The sequence below is a fragment of the Desulfothermus naphthae genome, from assembly GCF_054657475.1.
The window spans coordinates 885,634-905,368 of sequence record NZ_BAAHYQ010000001.1 but is presented as its reverse complement, the minus strand read 5'-3'; the positions used below and the strand labels follow the sequence as shown (position 1 = coordinate 905,368).

At 33.4% G+C, this 19,735-nt stretch carries 24 protein-coding genes; 14 read left to right on the top strand and 10 right to left on the bottom strand.

What is annotated here, in order from left to right:
- Positions 1-81: 81 nt before the first annotated feature.
- Positions 82-1,080 (bottom strand): NAD(P)H-dependent glycerol-3-phosphate dehydrogenase, encoded by a 999-nt coding sequence (locus ACYQ1E_RS04360; protein WP_459875710.1) that lies wholly within the window; start codon positions 1,078-1,080, stop codon positions 82-84.
- A gap of 225 nt (positions 1,081-1,305) precedes the next feature.
- Between ACYQ1E_RS04360 and ahbB the strand changes: the two genes are divergently transcribed.
- The 6 genes from ahbB to ubiE all read left to right on the top strand — a co-directional run bounded on the left by ahbB (position 1,306) and on the right by ubiE (position 5,683).
- The gene (ahbB, locus tag ACYQ1E_RS04355; RefSeq protein ID WP_459875707.1) at positions 1,306-1,788 is read left to right on the top strand and encodes a siroheme decarboxylase subunit beta; all 483 of its coding nucleotides are present in this window, start codon (positions 1,306-1,308) and stop codon (positions 1,786-1,788) included.
- Positions 1,789-1,813: 25 nt separating this feature from the next.
- On the top strand, positions 1,814-3,085 hold the full coding sequence (hemL, locus tag ACYQ1E_RS04350; RefSeq protein ID WP_459875703.1) for a glutamate-1-semialdehyde 2,1-aminomutase: 1,272 nt from the start codon (positions 1,814-1,816) through the stop codon (positions 3,083-3,085).
- Positions 3,086-3,189: 104 nt separating this feature from the next.
- Positions 3,190-3,603: a cytochrome c3 family protein gene (locus ACYQ1E_RS04345; protein WP_459875701.1), complete on the top strand. Its 414-nt coding sequence runs from the start codon at positions 3,190-3,192 to the stop codon at positions 3,601-3,603.
- A 42-nt stretch (positions 3,604-3,645) separates the two neighbouring features.
- A complete protein-coding gene (locus tag ACYQ1E_RS04340) occupies positions 3,646-4,638 on the top strand; it encodes a hypothetical protein (protein ID WP_459875698.1) in 993 nt (330 codons plus the stop codon).
- 153 nt (positions 4,639-4,791) lie between these two features.
- Positions 4,792-4,974: a hypothetical protein gene (locus ACYQ1E_RS04335; RefSeq protein ID WP_459875695.1), complete on the top strand. Its 183-nt coding sequence runs from the start codon at positions 4,792-4,794 to the stop codon at positions 4,972-4,974.
- Positions 4,961-5,683 (top strand): bifunctional demethylmenaquinone methyltransferase/2-methoxy-6-polyprenyl-1,4-benzoquinol methylase UbiE, encoded by a 723-nt coding sequence (gene ubiE, locus ACYQ1E_RS04330; RefSeq protein WP_459875693.1) that lies wholly within the window; start codon positions 4,961-4,963, stop codon positions 5,681-5,683. The genes ACYQ1E_RS04335 and ubiE overlap by 14 nt, the downstream gene beginning before the upstream one ends.
- A gap of 60 nt (positions 5,684-5,743) precedes the next feature.
- Here the strand turns inward: ubiE and ACYQ1E_RS04325 are convergent, their stop codons facing one another.
- Positions 5,744-5,944, bottom strand: coding sequence for a DUF2065 domain-containing protein (locus tag ACYQ1E_RS04325; RefSeq protein WP_459875691.1), 201 nt, complete (start codon positions 5,942-5,944; stop codon positions 5,744-5,746).
- Between the two features lie 258 nt (positions 5,945-6,202).
- Here ACYQ1E_RS04325 and ACYQ1E_RS04320 point away from each other — a divergent pair, with 258 nt between their 5' ends.
- Together ACYQ1E_RS04320 and ACYQ1E_RS04315 are read left to right on the top strand one after the other, a co-directional pair.
- Positions 6,203-7,351, top strand: a complete 1,149-nt coding sequence (locus tag ACYQ1E_RS04320) for a radical SAM protein (RefSeq protein WP_459875688.1) — start codon at positions 6,203-6,205, stop codon at positions 7,349-7,351.
- A complete protein-coding gene (locus tag ACYQ1E_RS04315; RefSeq protein ID WP_459875685.1) occupies positions 7,348-8,046 on the top strand; it encodes a cytochrome c biogenesis protein CcdA in 699 nt (232 codons plus the stop codon). The genes ACYQ1E_RS04320 and ACYQ1E_RS04315 overlap by 4 nt, the downstream gene beginning before the upstream one ends.
- Before the next feature lie 34 nt (positions 8,047-8,080).
- Here ACYQ1E_RS04315 and ACYQ1E_RS04310 read toward each other — a convergent pair whose 3' ends face one another.
- Entirely contained in the window at positions 8,081-8,578 is a 498-nt protein-coding gene (locus ACYQ1E_RS04310; RefSeq protein ID WP_459875682.1) for an HIT family protein, read from the bottom strand.
- A gap of 58 nt (positions 8,579-8,636) precedes the next feature.
- On the opposite strand from ACYQ1E_RS04310, the gene ACYQ1E_RS04305 reads away from it, so the two are divergent.
- Positions 8,637-9,110: a DUF2284 domain-containing protein gene (locus ACYQ1E_RS04305; RefSeq protein WP_459875679.1), complete on the top strand. Its 474-nt coding sequence runs from the start codon at positions 8,637-8,639 to the stop codon at positions 9,108-9,110.
- Between the two features lie 13 nt (positions 9,111-9,123).
- Here the strand turns inward: ACYQ1E_RS04305 and ACYQ1E_RS04300 are convergent, their stop codons facing one another.
- Genes ACYQ1E_RS04300 through ACYQ1E_RS04290 form a run of 3 tightly spaced genes read right to left on the bottom strand, consistent with a single transcriptional unit; the run spans position 9,124 to position 10,357 of the window.
- Positions 9,124-9,642 carry an HDIG domain-containing metalloprotein gene (locus ACYQ1E_RS04300; protein ID WP_459875677.1) on the bottom strand — a complete coding sequence of 173 codons (519 nt, stop codon included), beginning with the start codon at positions 9,640-9,642 and terminating at the stop codon, positions 9,124-9,126.
- On the bottom strand, positions 9,639-9,998 hold the full coding sequence (locus ACYQ1E_RS04295) for an IS1 family transposase (protein WP_459874973.1): 360 nt from the start codon (positions 9,996-9,998) through the stop codon (positions 9,639-9,641). Before ACYQ1E_RS04295 ends, ACYQ1E_RS04300 begins: the two co-directional genes overlap by 4 nt.
- A complete protein-coding gene (locus ACYQ1E_RS04290) occupies positions 9,905-10,357 on the bottom strand; it encodes an IS1/IS1595 family N-terminal zinc-binding domain-containing protein (RefSeq protein ID WP_459875674.1) in 453 nt (150 codons plus the stop codon). Before ACYQ1E_RS04290 ends, ACYQ1E_RS04295 begins: the two co-directional genes overlap by 94 nt.
- Positions 10,358-10,646: 289 nt before the next feature.
- Here ACYQ1E_RS04290 and ACYQ1E_RS04285 point away from each other — a divergent pair, with 289 nt between their 5' ends.
- From ACYQ1E_RS04285 to ACYQ1E_RS04275, 3 genes are all read left to right on the top strand, one after another.
- Positions 10,647-11,672, top strand: coding sequence for an Rpn family recombination-promoting nuclease/putative transposase (locus tag ACYQ1E_RS04285; RefSeq protein WP_459875671.1), 1,026 nt, complete (start codon positions 10,647-10,649; stop codon positions 11,670-11,672).
- A 103-nt stretch (positions 11,673-11,775) separates the two neighbouring features.
- On the top strand, positions 11,776-12,138 hold the full coding sequence (locus ACYQ1E_RS04280) for an Rpn family recombination-promoting nuclease/putative transposase (protein ID WP_459875668.1): 363 nt from the start codon (positions 11,776-11,778) through the stop codon (positions 12,136-12,138).
- Positions 12,139-12,211: 73 nt separating this feature from the next.
- Positions 12,212-12,511, top strand: coding sequence for an RpnC/YadD family protein (locus ACYQ1E_RS04275; RefSeq protein ID WP_459875665.1), 300 nt, complete (start codon positions 12,212-12,214; stop codon positions 12,509-12,511).
- Between the two features lie 95 nt (positions 12,512-12,606).
- Here ACYQ1E_RS04275 and ACYQ1E_RS04270 read toward each other — a convergent pair whose 3' ends face one another.
- The 4 genes from ACYQ1E_RS04270 to ACYQ1E_RS04255 form a co-directional block, all read right to left on the bottom strand.
- Positions 12,607-13,263, bottom strand: coding sequence for a hypothetical protein (locus ACYQ1E_RS04270; RefSeq protein ID WP_459875662.1), 657 nt, complete (start codon positions 13,261-13,263; stop codon positions 12,607-12,609).
- 1 nt (position 13,264) lies between these two features.
- A complete protein-coding gene (locus ACYQ1E_RS04265; protein WP_459875659.1) occupies positions 13,265-14,071 on the bottom strand; it encodes a PDDEXK-like family protein in 807 nt (268 codons plus the stop codon).
- A 147-nt stretch (positions 14,072-14,218) separates the two neighbouring features.
- A complete protein-coding gene (locus tag ACYQ1E_RS04260; RefSeq protein ID WP_459875657.1) occupies positions 14,219-16,288 on the bottom strand; it encodes a WD40 repeat domain-containing protein in 2,070 nt (689 codons plus the stop codon).
- A 16-nt stretch (positions 16,289-16,304) separates the two neighbouring features.
- A complete protein-coding gene (locus ACYQ1E_RS04255; protein WP_459875654.1) occupies positions 16,305-17,213 on the bottom strand; it encodes an FtsZ/tubulin family protein in 909 nt (302 codons plus the stop codon).
- Between the two features lie 194 nt (positions 17,214-17,407).
- On the opposite strand from ACYQ1E_RS04255, the gene ACYQ1E_RS04250 reads away from it, so the two are divergent.
- Entirely contained in the window at positions 17,408-18,412 is a 1,005-nt protein-coding gene (locus ACYQ1E_RS04250) for an Rpn family recombination-promoting nuclease/putative transposase (RefSeq protein WP_459875651.1), read from the top strand.
- A 254-nt stretch (positions 18,413-18,666) separates the two neighbouring features.
- Positions 18,667-19,668: an Rpn family recombination-promoting nuclease/putative transposase gene (locus ACYQ1E_RS04245; protein ID WP_459875648.1), complete on the top strand. Its 1,002-nt coding sequence runs from the start codon at positions 18,667-18,669 to the stop codon at positions 19,666-19,668.
- The last annotated feature ends 67 nt before the right edge of the window (positions 19,669-19,735 follow it).

The window sequence follows — 19,735 nt, the reverse complement described above, 5'->3', positions numbered from 1 at the left end:
GTATTGTATGTTCTAAAATTTTCTTTGTCAAGCAACTAGCGTCTTTAATTTGCTATAAAAAGAGAAAATAACGTGTAAACATCAATAATACTCAGGTTTCAAATCCCTCACCATTAATTCCTCAACAGCACTCTTTGGATCTTTATCTTCATATAGTATTTTATAAACTTGAGTAGTTATTGGCATATCTACCCCTTTTTTTCTACCCAGCTCGTAAAGTGCCTCGCAGGTCTTCACCCCTTCTGCAACCATCTTCATACTATTTAATATATCCTTTAGTTTTTCTCCTCTGCCAATTCTAAGTCCTACCTTTCTGTTGCGGCTAAGATCTCCAGTACAGGTTAAAACCAGATCACCAAGTCCTGATAAACCCATAAAAGTCTCTTTTTTTGCTCCCATCATAACTCCCAGTCTGGACATCTCAGCAAGCCCTCTGGTTATAAGTGCTGCTCTGGGGTTATATCCAAATCCCAACCCATCGCAAATACCTGCACCAATGGCAATGACATTTTTTATTGCACCTCCAAGCTCAACTCCTCTATAATCTTCATTCCTATACACCCTGAAAGTCTTTGTGGAAAAAATTTTTTGAAGCCTCTCGCAAACTTGTTTGTGATCACACCCAATAGATACAGCAGTGGGATAACCTAGAGACACTTCTTTTGCAAAGGATGGTCCTGATAGCACTCCATATATGGGTTCAAGACCAGATAATTCTTCAAATATAACCTGGGATAAGGTTTTAAGTGATCCTACTTCAATCCCTTTACTTGCACATACAATTATTTTATTTTTTGTTAAATAAGGTCCTATTTCCCTCACCACTTCCCTTATAAACTGGGCAGGTACTACTATTAAAATAAAAACAGTATCAATTACTGCTTCTTTTAAAGAATTTGTATAACAAAGGTTGGAATTTAACTTTATCTCTGGTAAAAACCAGGTATTAATTCCCTTTTTTTTAATCTCCTCTAAAAGCTCCTCTTCCCTCACCCATAAAATTACCTTATATCCTTTTGATGCAAGCAAATTAGCTAAGGTCGTTCCCCATGAACCAGCTCCTAATACTCCTATTTTCAAAACAGCCTCTCCTTTCCATAATTTTTTGGAGTTATCTAATCCTTTTCCTTCAAGTTTGTCAACTTTGGTTAAAACTACAGTGGATTTTTAACTTTCCTTGACAAAGTATTCACCAATCATCTAACATTTTATTCATTGAATGATAGTGGCTGTAGGGAAATAGTTCCACTACATTGTGATGATGGATTTACGTAAAATTTTTGAAAATTTCTTTCAGGCCAGGATATGAAAAAAACAATTGAATTTAATAAAACAGAGCTGGAGATCCTAAAGATAGTTCAGGACAATATTCCAGACAGTCCCATGCCATTTCTGGAAATTGCAAACAAAATTGGTATAACTGAAGAGGAAGTTTTGAATTTTTTAAAAGACCTTAAATCTAAGGGCATAATAAGAAGATTTGGTGCAACTTTAAAACATCAAATTGCAGGATATGAATGTAATGTCATGGTGGCTTGGAAGATTGAACCAGAAGAAAAAATAGAGAAAATTAAAGACATATTTATTAATAGGCCTGAAATAACACATTGTTATATACGCAAAACATCTCCGAGCTGGCCATATAACCTCTATACAATGATTCATGGAAGATGTGAAAGTGAATGCAACTTTCTTGTAAAAGAACTGCAAAAATTAACAGGAATAAAGGATTATCAACTTCTTTTTAGTGAGGGAGAACTCAAAAAAACTTCAATGAAGTATTTTTAATCTACAACAAATCCAGGAGAACCTTATGAATAGATCAGCTCATTTGTTTAATAGGGCATTAAATGTTATTCCAGGTGGGGTAAATAGCCCTGTTAGGGCATGTAAAAGTGTGGGTGCTGAACCGATTTTTATAAAAAAAGGAAAGGGGAGTAAGATCTATTCTGTTGATGGCGAAGAATTTGTTGACCTTGTCCTTTCCTGGGGGCCTCTAATTTTGGGTCATGCACATCCAGAGGTGATAGAAGCAGCCAAGAATGCAATAGACTTAGGTTCTAGTTTTGGAGCCCCATGTGAGGCTGAAGTAATTTTGGCTGAAATGATCTGTGAGGCCATACCCAGTATAGAAAATGTGAGAATGGTAAATTCTGGCACCGAAGCCACCATGAGCGCCATTCGCCTGGCAAGGGGTTATACCAAGAGAAAAAAAATATTAAAATTTAATGGGTGTTACCATGGACATGTAGATCATTTACTTGCAAAGGCTGGCTCAGGGGTAGCTACTTTTTCTATTCCAGGGACCCCAGGAGTGCCTGAAGATATAGTAAAAAATACATTAATTGCTGAATATAACGATCTTGATGAGGTAAAAAGACTTTTTAAACAACATGGGGAAGATATTGCCTGTGTTATTGTGGAGCCAATTGCCGGAAATATGGGACTTATCCCACCAGAAGATAATTTTTTAAAAGAACTTAGAAAGATCACCCAAGAATACGGCAGTTTACTTATATTTGATGAAGTAATAACTGGATTTAGATTTACCTATGGTGGGGTACAAAATATCTTTAAAATCAAACCAGATTTGACCTGTCTTGGTAAAATTATTGGTGGTGGATTTCCTGTTGGCGCATTTGGGGGACCACGAGAAATCATGGAACACCTAGCACCTGAAGGAGATGTGTATCAGGCTGGGACCCTTTCTGGAAATCCAGTGGCAATGGTTGCTGGCATAGCCACTTTAGAAGTCCTCAAAAAGAGCAATTACTATGAACTTGAATCTTACACAAAAAAATTAGTAGATTCCATTGAATCAAGTTTTAACAAAAATTCTATACCAACAACCATAAATCACATTGGATCGGCTTTTACAATATTTTTTACTGAAAAAGAAAGGGTGACCAATTTTAAAGATGCAGCAACAACTAATGTAAATACATTCTCAAAATTTTTTATCCATATGAGAAATTCAAATATATTCATACCACCAGCTAATTTTGAATGTATGTTTACTTCCTTTGCCCACGACATAGTTGATATGGAAAAAATTGTTGATGCTGTGCAAAATTTTAAAATATAGTTACCACGGACGGCTCAATATGATCCTTGACAAAGAGAAATCTATTAAATTAGAAGGTCATAAAAATTTTTTAACAGAATTATTACACAAGGAGGTAGTGCAAAATGAAAAAGGTATTTTTATTGGCAGTAGCCGGAGCATTGATTTTTTTTCTAACAGGGAGTGTAATTGAGGCCATGAAGATGCCAAAGACAGTTTTGATGAACGCATGTTTGGGAAAGACCAAAAATCCAGTTTATGCCCCTGTTAATTTTCCCCATCAAAAGCATGTGAAGCTGGGATGCCCTGTATGCCACCACAAATGGACAGATAAAAAGAACCCCCCAAAAAAATGTGTTGATTCAGGATGTCACGATATATTAGGTGCCAAAGGAGCCCAGATGAGAGCTAAAAATTCCGCTTATAATGCTTATCACAATCCAATAAGCAATCTAAGCTGTATGGGTTGCCATAAGAATAAAAAGAAGCAAAATCTGGCAACAGGGCCAATTGCGTGTAAAAAATGTCACGTAAAATAGTATAAATTAGGGGGATATTTTCCCCCTTTTTTGGAGAATTTCATGGCAAAAAAACAAGAAGACGTCATAGAACTCACAGATATTGTAGAAGAAAATGATACAAATGGTACTGGAGAAAAAGATTATTTGGATAAGGACTTAGAAGAACTTTTAGATGACGTAGAAAATGACCTAGAACAAGTGGGGGATAAAAGCGAAAAAAAATCTTTGGATGAAGAGCTGGACGCTTTATTAGAGGGAAATGAATCTTCAGGTTCAAATGAGACAGATGCTGAAAAAAGTGAAGATGAGGAGTTGGATATAGACTCTATTTTTGAAAAATTGGACCAAGATTTGAGTGTTGAAGGAGAGGAAGAAACAACAAAAGATATATCACCTGATACAGAAAAAGAGCGGAAAGAAGAAAATTTAGATACTCAGAAAGAATCTGAACCAGTATCCCAGGAAGATATAGATTCTCTTTTTGAGGAGCAAGAAGAGAAGGCTCCTTCTCAAGACATAGAGTATAAAAAAACGCAGGAAGAACATGAAGAAACAGCAGAAGTAGAAGAGAAAATTGAAGAACACAAAGAAGAAAAACATGAAGTCGAGCAAGAGCAGCAGCCAGAAGTCCTTTCAGAAGAAAAAGATAAAAAAGAATTAGATGAAATTGTTATAAACTTAGAAAATAAACTCCATCACATTGAAACAAAATTTTCTCAATTAGAAGAAACTATTATTTCTAAATTAGAAGAAATTAGAGGGGAAAAGCAAAGCAGTGAACAAGAGATAGCTATTGACAATATATTAAATAAATTTCATGAACTAACAGATGATATTAAAGCTTCAGTAGAAATAGTTAATAAAAAGATTCAAGATATATCTACAAAAATTGAGGAAGTAAAAATAACGCTAAAAGAGAATATTAAAGACTTTTTTGATGATTTAAAAAAAGAATTAATAGAAGAAGTTCACAGACTGGTACCAGCTGAAGCTGCCAGGATTGTTAGAGAAGAGATAAAGGCATTAGAAGAAGAGCTTGAAGAAGAGGATTAAAAAAGGAAGGGGTGCCAAGCAGGTTTCTCTTCCTTTTTTGCCGTCCGGAATATGACCAGGTGGTTGAGGCCAGGCCATTTCCCCAATCCGGACGGATTTTTTATATAACAAGAGTTACGTAATTTTATACAAACTCCTTGAAGGTTCCGTAAAATGAAAGAAAAAGAAATAAAAAAAATGGCAGTTCAGGTAACAAAAGAAATCATAGTTAAATTTATTGAAATTGGAAGGATCTCTCCAACAAACTTTGATCAATTTTTTGCCCCAATCTATAAAGAGGTCTTACAAACCATTGCTACTCCTATAAGTATACAAGAACAAGATGACGACAAATAACAGCTCTAAAAATTCCAGGGACTATTTAATAGCTGGGATGTTTTCTAAAATAGCGCCGGTGTACGATTTTTTAAACCACTTTTTAAGCCTGGGAATTGATATCTACTGGAGAAAAAGACTTGTCAAACTCATGGAGCCCACACAAAAAAATCCTATTATTCTAGACCTTGCAACAGGCACAATGGATGTGGCAAAAGAAATTGAAAAGAGGTTTAAGAACAATAATCCATTTATATTTGGAATTGACCTCTCCTTAAAAATGCTCAAACAGGGAAAGAAAAAAATCAATAAATCAAAGATATTTGCCCTATGTGGAAATGCCAAAAATCTTCCTTTTAAAAGTGCAAGCGTGGACTTTGTAACAATTGCCTTTGGTATTAGAAATATTAATCCCAGGTCTCAGACATACAAAGAGGTATTACGGGTACTTAAACCTGGGGGAAAATTTTTGATTTTAGAGTTTGCATCAACCAAAAAAAAGATTTTATTTGGCCTATATAATCTCTACTTAAACCATCTCTTACCTCAAATTGGAAACCTAATTTCCAAAGATCCGAGAGCTTACACCTATCTTAGTGAAACAATAAAAAAATTTCCCCTGGCCAAAAACTTACAAATGGAACTTGTGGAGGTCGGTTTTAGAGATGTATCATATGTTCCCCTGACCTTTGGAATAGTGAATCTCTATATAGCCAAAGCTCCCATATAATCAAAAAACTTTTGGATGTTACAAAGGAGAAGGAAATGGATATTAGTTGTTAAAAATCTTTTATCTGATGGTAAAATATATTATAACCAGCCCAATTAACATTGCAAATAGGCCAAAATTTCTAAAGGCAGAAGAGGGTATTTCGGATATGTTTTCCAAGAATTTTTTAAGATCCACGGGAAACAGAAAATAAATCATGCCTTCTAAAATAAATGCCATACCTAGTGCGCAGAAAAACAGTTGCAAAGGAGTAACATACATGGTCTGTTATAATGAGCTACAAATTAGTGTATGTCAATTTTAAAATACAGAAGGTTCAAAGATTTCTTTTAAACACGTCATAAATTTTGGAATAATGGCAAAGAGAGGCAATATAAATAAACTTAAAGAGATAAAGTTAAGTTATATTTTACATAGCTAGGTTTAAGGATTAGAAGCTAATGATTAAATGGATCTCAGCAGAGAAGGATTGGGGAAAGTATCCAGTAAAAATATGAGGATAAAAAAGGAGGAGGAGACATGCAAGACATGCTTTTTGAACAAGGTCCTATAAGACCACCTAGTGAAGCATTTAGTTTGCTTCTAAGGTTTACCAGGAATTGCCCGTGGAATAATTGTGAATTTTGTCCTGTGTATAAGGGGACTAGATTTTCTAGTAGGCCTGTAAAGGAAATTTTGCGGGATATTGATGCAGTTAGATTTATTTTAGATGACCTGAAAGAAAGATCTTGGAAACATGGATATGGTGGTGAGTTAACAAGGGAGTTTATATCAGAGATTTTGAGGGATCCTAATTTAAATGAACTATATAAACATGTTGCAGCCTGGGCATATCGCGGAAATTTTACTGTTTTTATACAAGATGCAAATAGCCTTATTATGAAGACTGACCATTTGGTTAAGGCAATTAGGTATTTGAAGGAAAAAATTCCGCAAATTACTAGGATTACAACTTATGGTCGGGCATCCACTATTGCGAGAAAAAGTCTGGAAGAACTAAAGGAATTAAAAGACGCTGGTCTTACCAGAATTCATGTTGGAATGGAGTCAGGGTCTGATAAGGTTCTTAAACTTGTAAAAAAAGGAATAACTGCAAAGCAACTTATTTCGTCAGGACACAAGGTAAAACAAGCTGGTATTACCCTTTCAGAATACTTAATGCCAGGACTTGGTGGAAAAGATTTATGGGAAGAACATGCTCTATTATCAGCTCAAGTTATAAATGAAATTGATCCTGATTTTATAAGACTTCGTACCTTGCACATTATTCCTGGCACTCCACTTTTCGTAAAATATAAAAAAGGGGATTTTAAAAAACTCACGGAAGACGAAGTAGTTAAGGAAATCAGACTATTTATTGAAAATTTGGATGGTATAACCAGTACTTTGACCTCAGATCATATTGCAAATTTACTTGAGGAGGTGGAAGGGAAATTTCCTGAAGATAAGGAGAAAATGTTAGGTGTAATTGACGAGTATTTATCTCTTCCAGATGAAGATAGGATTTTATTTCGTCTTGGAAGAAGGGGTGGGGGGCTTAGATCAGTAAAAGAATTGGCAGACCCTTATATAAAACAAAGACTCAAAAGTGCAAAAGAGGAGCTAGAGTCTTCAGAAGATAAGGATATAGATGAACTAATTGAAGAGATGGGGTATCAATATATATGAGTATTGATACAATAGTTACCACATTAAATTCATTTATTGGAAAATCCATTTTAGTTTCTGCCTTTTTGTGTTTTTTAGGGGGAGTGCTTGCTAGCTTAACTCCCTGTGTATATCCACTTATTCCAGTTGTTGCCTCATATGTGGGTTCAAAGTCAGTGCATACTTCTAAAACCAATTCCTTTTTTATGTCTCTTTCTTATGTTATGGGAATGGGTGTTGTGTATTCTCTTTTAGGGATATTTGCTGCCATAACAGGAACTCTCTTTGGCAGGATCGCCACAAATCCAATAAGTTATTTTTGTGTAGGCAATCTTTTTTTACTACTTGGCCTAAATGTTTTAGATATAATCCATTTGCCTGTTATTTCTCCAAAAAATTCAGAAAAAAAAGGTATTTTAGGTGCATTTTTAGTGGGTGCAGCCTCGGGTCTTATTACATCTCCATGTACTACGCCCATACTTGGAGCAATTCTATTTTACGTGGCTTCCACAAAAAGTATTTTGTGGGGCAGTGTACTAATGTTTTCCTTTTCAATGGGAATGGGTATGCTTTTAGTTATTGTAGGGACCTTTTCTGGCATTTTAACATCTCTGCCAAAACCCGGCACATGGATGGAAAAGATAAAGAAATTTCTTGCATTTTTACTCATATTAATTGGCGAGTATTTTTTGATAAAGACAGGACAAATGATGTAGCTTATCTTAGTTTTTTTTAATTAACTTATTGATTTCATTTAATATTTATTTTTTTATAATTTCCGAGCTCGGGTATTACATTTCTTACTCCCCCAATTGGATCTGGCACATCCTTTTGATAGCGTGGGATAATGTGGATGTGTAGATGATTGATGGTTTGACCTGCCACTTTTCCTTGATTAACTCCTATGTTATATCCTTCAATTTTTGAGTTTTTCTCAAGTCTTTTTAACATCTTTTTATAGAAAAGGATTGCTTTTTTGTCTTTAGAATTTGTCAAAAAATTTATGTATAGTTTCTTTAAATCTCTTTGTTCAATGGATTTTTTTACATTTGGTAACACATGAATAAGCTCGTCTAACTCTTTGTGATTGAGCTCAAATATGGATTGGATATGTCTTTTAGGGATAATGAGTGCATGTCCTGGAGATACTGGATAGCTATCAAATATTGCATATAAGTTGTCTCCAGAATATATTATATGTGTTTTAAGAAGATTTTCTATATTACAAAAAATACAATTTGGGTTCATGATTTAATTTGCAAAAAATTTATTGTAAATTAGTGGTTAATTGTTTAATATAAAACAAATGAATTCAAATGTAAAAATAATCTTTGAAAAAGAGATTTCAACAGCAGAAATAGTGGTATCTCCCCGACCTGTGTGGAAGTGTTTATCATGTCCCATGCATGGAATGCGTCCTTCGTGCCCTCCTTTTGTCCCTTCTTGGAAAGAGACCAAAGAGTGGGTTAAAAGCTATAACAAAGCCATTTTAATAAAATTTTTTGTCAGCAGGGAAAATTTTGAACAGGATAAAAGAAACATCATTTTTTACTTATTAAATAGGGAAAAGGAGCTTTTTTCCAAAGGTAATCCTTATGCATTTTCCCTATTTCCTGGTAGTTGCAATTTATGTACAAATTGTTCCTTTCAAACCCATAAAAAATGTTTAATGCCAAATTATGTTAGGCCTTCAGTTGATGCCATTGGCATAGAGCTTAGTTCAATTACCACAATTAATTTTCAGGAAAGTGTCCTATATTCATTGATTTTTAAATCATAAAATAAAAAAATAATTATGCCAATTCAACTTCTTTGGCAATCTCAGAAATTGCAGAGATTGCAATCTGCAAAAATTCATTTAAATCAAGGCCTATTTTTTCACATTCCTTTATTCTTTCTCTAGATACATTTGCTGCAAAGCCTTTGTCCTTCATCTTTTTTTTCACGCTTTTTACCTTCATGTCCTGCATTTTTGTAGGTCTAACCAAGGCATTTGCCCTGATGAGTCCAGTTACAGTCTCAGAGCATCTTAAGGCAAAGTCCAGTTTTGACTTGGGCTGAATGCCTGTGTTTTCATAGCTATGGGCTGCTATTGCGTACAATGCATGTTCTGGAAGTTTGTCTTTTAATATTTCTTTAGTTGCAATAATGCCGTGTTTTTCAGGATGCTCCTTTGTTTGTTCATAGTCAATATCGTGCAAAAGACCCACTACACCCCACATCTCTTCATCTTCTGAAAGGTGTTTTGCAAGTTTTCTCATCACTGCTTCTGTTTCAAGTGAATGAAAAATCAAGGACTTGAGAGTGTTCACCTAAAGATAGATAAAAATCTTTGCTGATATTGGGCAAAAATTTCAGGATCAGTTAATGCATGCCATAATTTCATTGATGCATGAACCATTTCTTCCTTTTTAGATACAACTTTCGTCCTACGTGTCATTCGTCCAAGATGATGTCTTGTATTGCTATTATCTCTTTCTATTGTTACTGTTCCTCTTTTTCCTATTATATGGCGCTCTCGCGGCAACACCTTCTTAAAAGCTTCCCAATCATCTGTATAAAAAACACAGTCCTTCAATTGTTCAAGTTTTTTGTATAACCGTCTGAAGGTTGAAGCATCACGATTGCCGATAACCCAGGCAATAGTTCGCCCTCTGCTACGATCCAACGCCTTGATAATCCATATTTTGTTTTTTTTGACTGGATAAAATGCCACATCTCATCAAATTCTATTTCTTTTATCTCATTAGATATAACTGGTTCTGGAAGTGATTCGGCTTCCTCTTTTATCCATCGGTAAGTCAATGAACGAGAAACTCCAAATAATTTAGCTAAAAAGCCAAATGATGCTTTACCAAGAGAATAAAGAATAACTGCAAGGGCTTTTTTTACTTTCAGAGATTCTTTTCTCCTTGCATCTCCTATCACAAAAGTTCGTGAACAGTTCTTGCAGAGATACCGCTGTTTTTTACGAACAAAACCATTTTTGACGACTTGCGTTGAATTACAATGCTTGCATACAACCATTTTCTCCCTCCCATTATTTTGGTTGGGATAACTTATATTATATTTCTATCTAAATGTAAACACTCTCAAGGACTTTTCATGTATGTGCTCGTGTAGGATTTTTACTGCCTCTTCTCTGGTCATAACAATCCTCCTTTTCAACACCCTTTAAAGCTCCTCAAGGGGGAGCCTGTGCTACTCTTATTCATTTCCTTCCATCTTTTCAAGATTCTTGTCTAAAATAAGGATTTACAAAGTTTATGTTATATATCCTCTTGCCATCCTTTAAAATGTGTTTTATCACAAATTTATGGACAAAAAATACATCCAGAACCCTCATGACGCATTTGTGAAGGAGATCTTCTCGCACAAAGAGCAGGCTGAAGATTTCTTAAAAAATTATCTGCCTCAAAATATTTGCAAATTAATTGATTTTGATTCTCTTGCCATTGTCAAAGACTCCTTTGTGGATGAAGATTTAAAAAAACATTTTTCTGATTTACTCTATGAAGTCCAGATAAGTTCCAGAGATGGATTTATTTATTTGCTTTTTGAGCACAAAAGCACTCCACAAAGATTCACTGCTTTGCAACTTCTCAGATATATGGTCAAAATCTGGGATCTATATCTCAAACAAAATCAATCTTCTACTCTACCTGTTATTATTCCATTAGTCATCTACAATGGTTACAGAAAATGGACAATAAAAACAAACTTTTCCGAACTTTTTGGAGAGACTGAAAAAGAGTTAGATAGTTATATACCAGACTTTAATTACCTCCTTTACGACCTATCCAGTATATCTGATGAAGAGATCAAAGGAACAGTGATATTAAAGGCTACTTTAATGGCCCTTAAATACCTTACAACACCTGAACCAGGCAAATATCTGGATCGTATTTTTAGTCTTTTTAAAGACCTTGGCGAGAGTAATACACCACTTCAATATTTGGAAACGCTACTTCGCTATATAGTGAGTGCAACTGACAAGATAGAAGAAAAGGATATAAAAAAGGCAATAAAACAAATAGGAAAGGGGGCAGACATTATGCCAACACTTGCAGAAAAATGGATAGAACAAGGACGTATGGAAGGACGAATGGAAGGCATGATTTTAGAGGCCCAAGAAATGGTTCTCGAGGCCTTAATAGAGAAGTTTGGCCTCATTAAACCAGATTTGTCTGTTAAAATTAAGGGAATTGTGAATAGAGAGGTTTTAAAAAGTTTGCTTAAACTCGCTATTAGAGTCGATTCCATACAGGAATTTGAGGAAAAATTAAAACAACTTGATTATAGAGTGAACAGTGAACAGAATAAAATTTTTATCTCAAATTAAAGGGGAGGGCAGGTATTGTTTACTTTCTTTGAGTTTAGCATTATTTGCCTCTCCCCATTTTTGTCCTCTTGCCATTTATTAAGTGATGTTTTAATAAAAAATTATGGAGAGAAAATACATACAGAACCCTCATGACGCATTTGTGAAGGAGATCTTCTCACACAAAGAGCAGGCTGTAGATTTCTTAAAAAATTATCTGCCTCAAAATATCTGCAAATTAATTGATTTTAGTTCTCTTACCATTGTCAAAGACTCCTTTGTGGATGAAGATTTAAAAAAACATTTCTCTGATTTACTCTATGAAGTTCAGATAAGTTCCAGAGATGGATTTATTTATTTGCTTTTTGAGCACAAAAGCATCCCGCAAAGATTCACTGCTTTGCAGCTTCTCAGATACATGGTCAAAATCTGGGATTTATATCTTAAACAAAATCAATCTTCTACTCTACCTGTTATTATTCCATGAGAGTGCAACTGACAAAATAGATGAAAAGGATATAAAAAAGGCAATAAAACAAATAGGAAAGGGGGCAGACATTATGCCAACACTTGCAGAAAAATGGATAGAACAAGGACGTATGGAAGGACGAATGGAAGGTCGCATGGAAGGCATGATTTTAGATGCCCAAGAAATGGTCATTGAGGCTTTGATGGAGAGGTTTGGCCTCATTAAGCCAGATTTAGCTGTAAAAATTAAGGGAATTGTGAATAGAGAGGTTTTAAAAAGTTTGCTTAAACTCGCTATTAGAGTCGATTCCATACAGGAATTTGAGGAAAAATTAAAACAACTTGATTATAGAGTGAACAGTGAACAGAATAAAATTTCCACCTTAAGTTAGAAGGGGGGGCAGACATTGGTCTCTTTCAATATTATTTGCCCGCCCTCATTTTTTTCCTATCTCCTAGAAAGAATATTTCAGATTTTTATAAAACATTATTTATAATGTGTTACAATATCGTCAATAAATTCTTCTAATGTAAATTGTTCATTTATCTTTTCTTTTAACAAGTTGTGCAGTTGTGTAAATTCTTCTTTAAGAATATTAGCTTCTTTTTCAGGAGTTAAAAGAAGGCTTAAAATAAAATTTAATTTTCCATCATCTGATGGACTACCATGAAAGCGTTTTCTAAATTTCCACCATTGAGTAACAGAATCAAATTTTCCTTTAGAAGAAACAAAAATTTTTATTTCTTCTTCCTTTTTAAGAATATCTTTAAGAATATCTTTTGTGATGTTGTTATTAATCCATCTTTCTAATCCTAACGTATAATTTCCACATTCATCATGATTAAGCTTTATAACATAGAAAGGATTATTGTTAATTAACCAGTTCCTCTTTACTAAAACTACATTTAAGTAGCAAACTTTATCTCTAAAAATTAAATCTCTTATAAGGAAAGACTCTCCAAAAAGCTTTTTTATTTCCGGCTGAATATGATTTTGGAAGAATTCTTTTTTAATGTCTTCACATATTAAGAGAAAATTTTCCCATATATCCCATGCAATCTCAAATCGTTCTTTGCGCTCCTCTTCTGAAATCTTCTCATTAAGAAGATAGTTTTTAATTATTTCCTTCTTTTCTTCCCTCATCTTAAACCTCCTCTTCAAAGTTATTTTGGATCCAATTTACAAAATCTCTTAAAAACCACCTTACCTTATCGGCCTCACACTCTTTAATACATTTCTTTAGCCACGGAATTAAAAGTTTATAATAACTTGTTTCCAAAAATTTTCCTTTTTGTTTAAGTCGTTCTTTTGTTTGCGGTTTAATACTCACTGCTTTTCTCTTTAAACCTGAAAGATAAATAAGCAGATACTCATTTCCTGAAATTCTGTCCAAATGTTCTTTATAATCATCTAATTGATTTTCCTGTTCACCTGCCCAGGGCTTATTTTCAATACCTATTATAAAAGCAGGGTTTTTGTTGTTCTTTTGATTCTTGAACTCAACTATTAAATCAATCCTTCTATTTTGATTTTCTATTTGAGTAGTGAAACTTTCTCTTGAAACGGAGATTTTGCAAGATAAAAGCGAATTAATATTTTGCAATTGAGGACTTTCTGTTTGTTTTTTTATCTCTTTTAAAAACTTTTCAAGAAATACTTCTCCCTGCCCATGCGTACCATTGGGATCTATGAGTAAGGCTATAATATCTGACAGTTTATTTTCATCAGGTCCTATAATTTCAATCAAATTAAAATTAGAAGCCAAGTACCTATCAGTTTGTTTTTTTAACTCTTTTGCCACTTGATATCTGAAGATGAGTGGCTGAAAAAAATTTGTAAGCCTTCTTTCATAACTTGTTTGAACCTTTGAATAAAAATCTTTCAGTTCCTTAAAAAATCTATCAATAGATCTGAAATAACTCTCAGAGTTAAACTTTATGGCTACTTCCATTTTTTTCTTCTCCTTAGTTGTTTATAAATTTACTTCAATTTGCAAAAAATAAAAGAAAGACACCTCCTCTTAAACTATACCACAGTCTAAATATAAATAAATTTGACCAAGGGCAAGGAAGAAAACTCCCTCACCCTTTTTCAATATTTACTCTCTTTTAATTAAAGATTCCATCAAATCAGCCCTGTAAAACTCATTCTTTAGCTGGCTGACTTCATAAATCCTATTTTCCCCATCAATAAAATGAAGGTACTTCTCAAAATTTCCGCCTCCTGAAAAATAACCCTCAGGGGTTATGCACACCCATGCATCAGGAAAACTGGCAAAAGTCGCTTTTAGTTTTCCTGTTTCTACCTCCCATAGGTCTATAGTACCGTCTATATTACCGATTAGTAAAAATCTTCCATCTGGACTACAACTTAGGCAAATTTCCCTATCAAACTTTCCATTAACCACCCAAACTCTTTTCTCTTTTTCTACATCCCATACCTCTATTTCCCTATCTTTATTTAACATAAATATTTTGCCATTTAGAGAACATGAAACCAGTCTTAAATCAGGATAAAGGCTCATTTTTAAACTTTTGAGTAATTTCCCTGTTTTTATATCCCAGCAATTTATTGTTCCGTCTCTACTCCCAGATATAAGAACTCTACCATTAAAAATAAATTCTACTAGAAATATATCAGAGTAATGTCCTTTAAGGATTTTTGAACATATATCTTTTTTAAAATCCCAAATTTGTATAGTTTCTTTACTTGCAAAAACAAAAAAATTGCCATCAGGCGAAAATTTCACTGGAGAAGTTACACAAAATTCACTTTTAATAATCTTTTCAAAATGAGGTTTTTTCCTAAACCTAATAGATATATCTCGATTGGCTCCTCTATCTAAGAATTTAATCCATTTCCCTGTTTTAATATCCCAGAAGATTATTATCCAATCAGATGCAAACACAATAATTTTATTGTTTAAACTTACAAAACAAACTTCTTCTTTTGCCTTTGCAAATGAAAAACTCTTTACTAATTTTCCTGTTTTGGTTTCCCAGAGACTTATCTTTTTATTGTTTTTACCTGTAGCAATAAATTTACCATCAGGACTAAATGTCACCATTGAAGTATCTTTATCATGTATTTTTATTATATTTCCATCAGTTAAATTCCACAAAGTAACAAAACCTTGTTTTTGAAGTGTAACAAATCCTTGACCTTGAGGATTAAATCTTACTATATTTATATCCTCTGATGGTTCAATGGTTCTTAATAATTCTTTTGACTTTACATCCCACAGTTGTATTGCATTACACCAGGTAGATACAAGTATATCTCCCATAGGATTAAAGGTCATAAGTTCATGAGATTTTTTTAATACACCAAGCAAATTTCCAGTATACATATCCCATATTTTTATTTTGTAATCTTTATCTAACACGGCAATCAATTTTCCATCTGGACTAAAACACATATCTCGCAATCCTTTAAAAGGTCCTTTTAAAATAGATATTAGCTCTTCTGTTTCTATATTTCGCACTTCAACCTTATCATTTATACCAATAGATACGAGCTTTCCTCCATTATCAAAGGAAATGGTTTCTATTTCATCCTCTACTTTTAAAGCTTTTAGAAATTTTCCTGTATCTATATTAAATAGTCTTATTTTATTTATAGATGTAAGTGCTATTATACTTGAATTAGGGATAAAATTAATATAGTTTGTGGCGTATTTATTAAAAGTTCTGATTTTTTCTCCTGTTTTGGAGTCAATTATTTCTATTTTATCTTTATAGAGTATAAATTCTTCATCCTTTCTGATTATTTCTTTCTTTTCACATCTATAAATACATGCAAATCTTCCATCATTATTAAAACAGGCCCAATAATCATAATAAAATGGATAATTATTGAGAGTAAGAGCAGTAATAATCCTTCCGCTTTTTATATTCCAGGATTTTATATTAATTTTTCCATCTATATGTTTTAAAATACAAACAATCTTTTCCTCTTCAAAGACCGTCAGAGATAGTAATCTTTCATCCTCAGAAAATTTAATCTTTCTAAACAATCTTCCACTTTTTACATCCCAACACCTAATCTCTCTATCACATCCAGAAATAAAAATATTTCCATCAGATGTAAAATCTATTTTCTCTATTAAATAAATATGTGGATGTCCCAATTGAAAAATTGGTCTTTTATTAGATAATATATCTTTCATAATAATTTCTCCTTTTTTATTTTGTTATAATCACACACCTTATCTCATCATCATCAAATTCATTATCTTCATTACATATTAATTCTTTATTTATTGAGTTAAGTAAATCATTTATAACTTCTATACCCTTCTTATTTTCTATTTTTTTCCCATAAATTAAAATAATGGCATGATTTAAATGTTTTATTTCAATATTATTAAAATTACTTAAAGATTCAATAGCATTAATTACACCATTTTTTAATCCATCTATGCCCCAATCGTGTCCAGCACCAATAAAACACGAATTTTCGGTTTTAAAAAAATTTAATAAAAATTTTCTATTTTGTTTTAATGAATAAGTAAGCACTTTGATAATATCTTCAAAATAGCATTCTCCCTCTTGCAATACAGATTGAAACCCTTTATTTTTTGATTGATTTTTTAGTAAAATATCATTTGGCAAAATTGCTATTCCATCCACTTTTTGTCTTAATTTTTCAAACCAATCTTCAGCTACTTTCTTTCTTTTTGGGCCTTCAAAATAAAAAGGCATGCTCACTAACGCTATTGTTATTGCCCCGATTTTTCTTGCGATTTCAGCAACAACTACACTTGCTCCACTGCCTGTTCCTCCTCCCATGCCTGCCCGAATAAAAATTATATCCGAACCTTTTAAAGACTTTTTTAATTCATCATAACTATCTCGTGCTGCCATTAAGCCAATTTCAGGGTCGCCTTTGGCTCCGTCGTTTAAATCAAAGTTGTGTCCAAACCGTATTACTGGAACTTTAAATCTTTCTTCTAGCTTTTTTAATGAGTCCTTATCTGTATTGGCCGCTATAACTTCTATGTCTTTTATACTTTTTGACATTAAATATTTTATAAAATTAGACCCAGCGCCACCTAAACCAATAACTTTTACCTTTCCAAAATTTGTAGTCATTGTGATATCTCCTTATTTTAAGAATTTTTTAGGACAAAAATCCTCTTCCATTTTTCTAACGCTATTTATGCTACTTTAGACCTCAAATTTTTTCATTTTTTTGATAAAAAATTAACAACTAATTGAAATGAATTTGAAAATCCATACAAAACTCCTCTTGCCATCCTTATAAAAGGTGTTTTATAAAAAGATTTATGGATAAAAGGTATATTCAAAATCCCCATGATGCCTTTGTTAAGGAAGTGTTTTCGCACAAAGAGCAGGCTGAAGATTTTTTGAAAAATTATTTGCCTCAAAATATCTGCAAATTAATTGACTTTAGTTCTCTTACCATTGTCAAAGACTCCTTTGTAGATGAAGATTTAAAAAGACATTTCTCTGATTTACTCTATGAAGTCCAGATAAGTTCCAGAGATGGATTTATTTATTTGCTTTTTGAGCACAAAAGCATCCCGCAAAGATTCACTGCTTTGCAACTTCTCAGATACATGGTCAAAATCTGGGATCTATATCTCAAACAAAATCAATCTTCTACTCTACCTGTTATTATTCCATTAGTCATCTACAATGGTCACAGAAGATGGACAATCAAAACAAACTTTTCCGAGCTTTTTGGAGAGACTGAAAAAGAGTTAGATAGTTATATACCTGACTTTAATTATTTGCTTTACGACCTATCCTCTAAATCAGATGAAGAGATCAAAGGAAAGGTGATATTACAAGCAACTTTAATGGCTCTAAAATATCTCACAACACCTGAACCAGGCAAATATCTGGATCGTATTTTCAATCTTTTTCAGGGACTTGGCGAGAGTAATACACCACTTCAATATCTGGAAACGCTACTTCGCTATATAGTGAGTGCAACTGACAAGATAGATGAAGAGGATATAAAAAAGGCAATAAAACAAATAGAAAAGGGGGCAGATATTATGCCAACACTTGCAGAAAAATGGATAGAACAAGGACGTATGGAAGGACGAATGGAAGGCATGATTTTAGATGCCCAAGAAATGGTTCTCGAGGCTTTAATAGAGAAGTTTGGCCTCATTAAACCAGATTTGTCTGTTAAAATTAAGGGAATTGTAAATAGAGATGTTTTAAAAAGCCTGCATAAATTGGCCATTAGAGTGGATTCTTTATCTGAATTTGAAGAAAAATTAAAACAACTTGACTATAAAGTGAACAGTGATCAGTGAACAGTGAACAGAATAAAATTTTTATCTCACATTAAAGGGGAGGGCAGGTATTGTTCACTTTCTTTGAGTTTAGCATTATTTGCCTGTCACCATTTTTGTCTTTAACTCCAAAGTGAGCGAAAGGGTGTCAGATCTCCTTCTTTTAGGTTAAAATTCATGTTATATCATAATGTTATCTGGATATTTTTTGTAAGATGCCATCTTTTACCAAACTCCTCTTGCCATTTATTAACTAGTGTTTTAATAAAAAAGTTATGGAGAAAAAATACATACAGAACCCTCATGATGCCTTTGTGAAGGAGATCTTCTCACACAAAGAGCAGGCTGAGGATTTCTTAAAAAATTATCTGCCTCAAAATATCTGCAAATTAATTGATTTTGATTCTCTGGCCATTGTCAAAGATTCCTTTGTGGATGAAGATTTAAAAAGACATTTCTCTGATTTACTCTATGAAGTCCAGATAAGTTCCAGAGATGGATTTATTTATTTGCTTTTTGAGCATAAAAGCATCCCGCAAAGATTCACTGCTTTGCAGCTTCTCAGATACATGGTCAAAATCTGGGATCTATATCTCAAACAAAATCAATCTTCTACTCTACCTGTTATTATTCCCTTAGTCCTCTACAATGGTTACAGAAAATGGACAATAAAAACAAACTTTTCTGATCTTTTTGGAGAGACTGAAAAAGAGTTAGATAGTTATATACCTGACTTTAATTATTTGCTTTACGACCTATCCTCTATATCTGATGAAGAGATCAAAGGAAAGGTGATATTAAAGGCTACTTTAATGACCCTTAAATACCTTACAGGACCTGAACCAGGCAAACATCTAGAGCGAATTTTTAGTCTTTTTAAAGACCTTGGCGAGAGTAGTACACCACTTCAATATTTGGAAACGCTACTTCGCTATATAGGGAGTGCAACTGACAAAATAGATGAAAAGGATATAAAAAAGGCAATAAAACAAATAGGAAAGGGGGCAGATATTATGCCAACACTTGCAGAAAAATGGATAGAACAAGGACGTATGGAAGGACGAATGGAAGGTCGCATGGAAGGCATGATTTTAGAGGCCCAGGAAATGGTTGTCGAGGCCTTGATGGAGAGGTTTGGCCTTATTAAGCCAGATTTAGCTGTTAAAATTAAAGGAATTGTAAACAGAGAGGTTTTAAAAAGTTTGCTTAAACTCGCTATTAGAGTAGATTCCATACAGGAATTTGAGGAAAAATTAAAACAACTTGACAACTACTAAGTTCTAGGCTTTAGATTTTTGAAAGGTTAAACATTATTTGCATGGCCCATTTCCTCTAATCACGAAT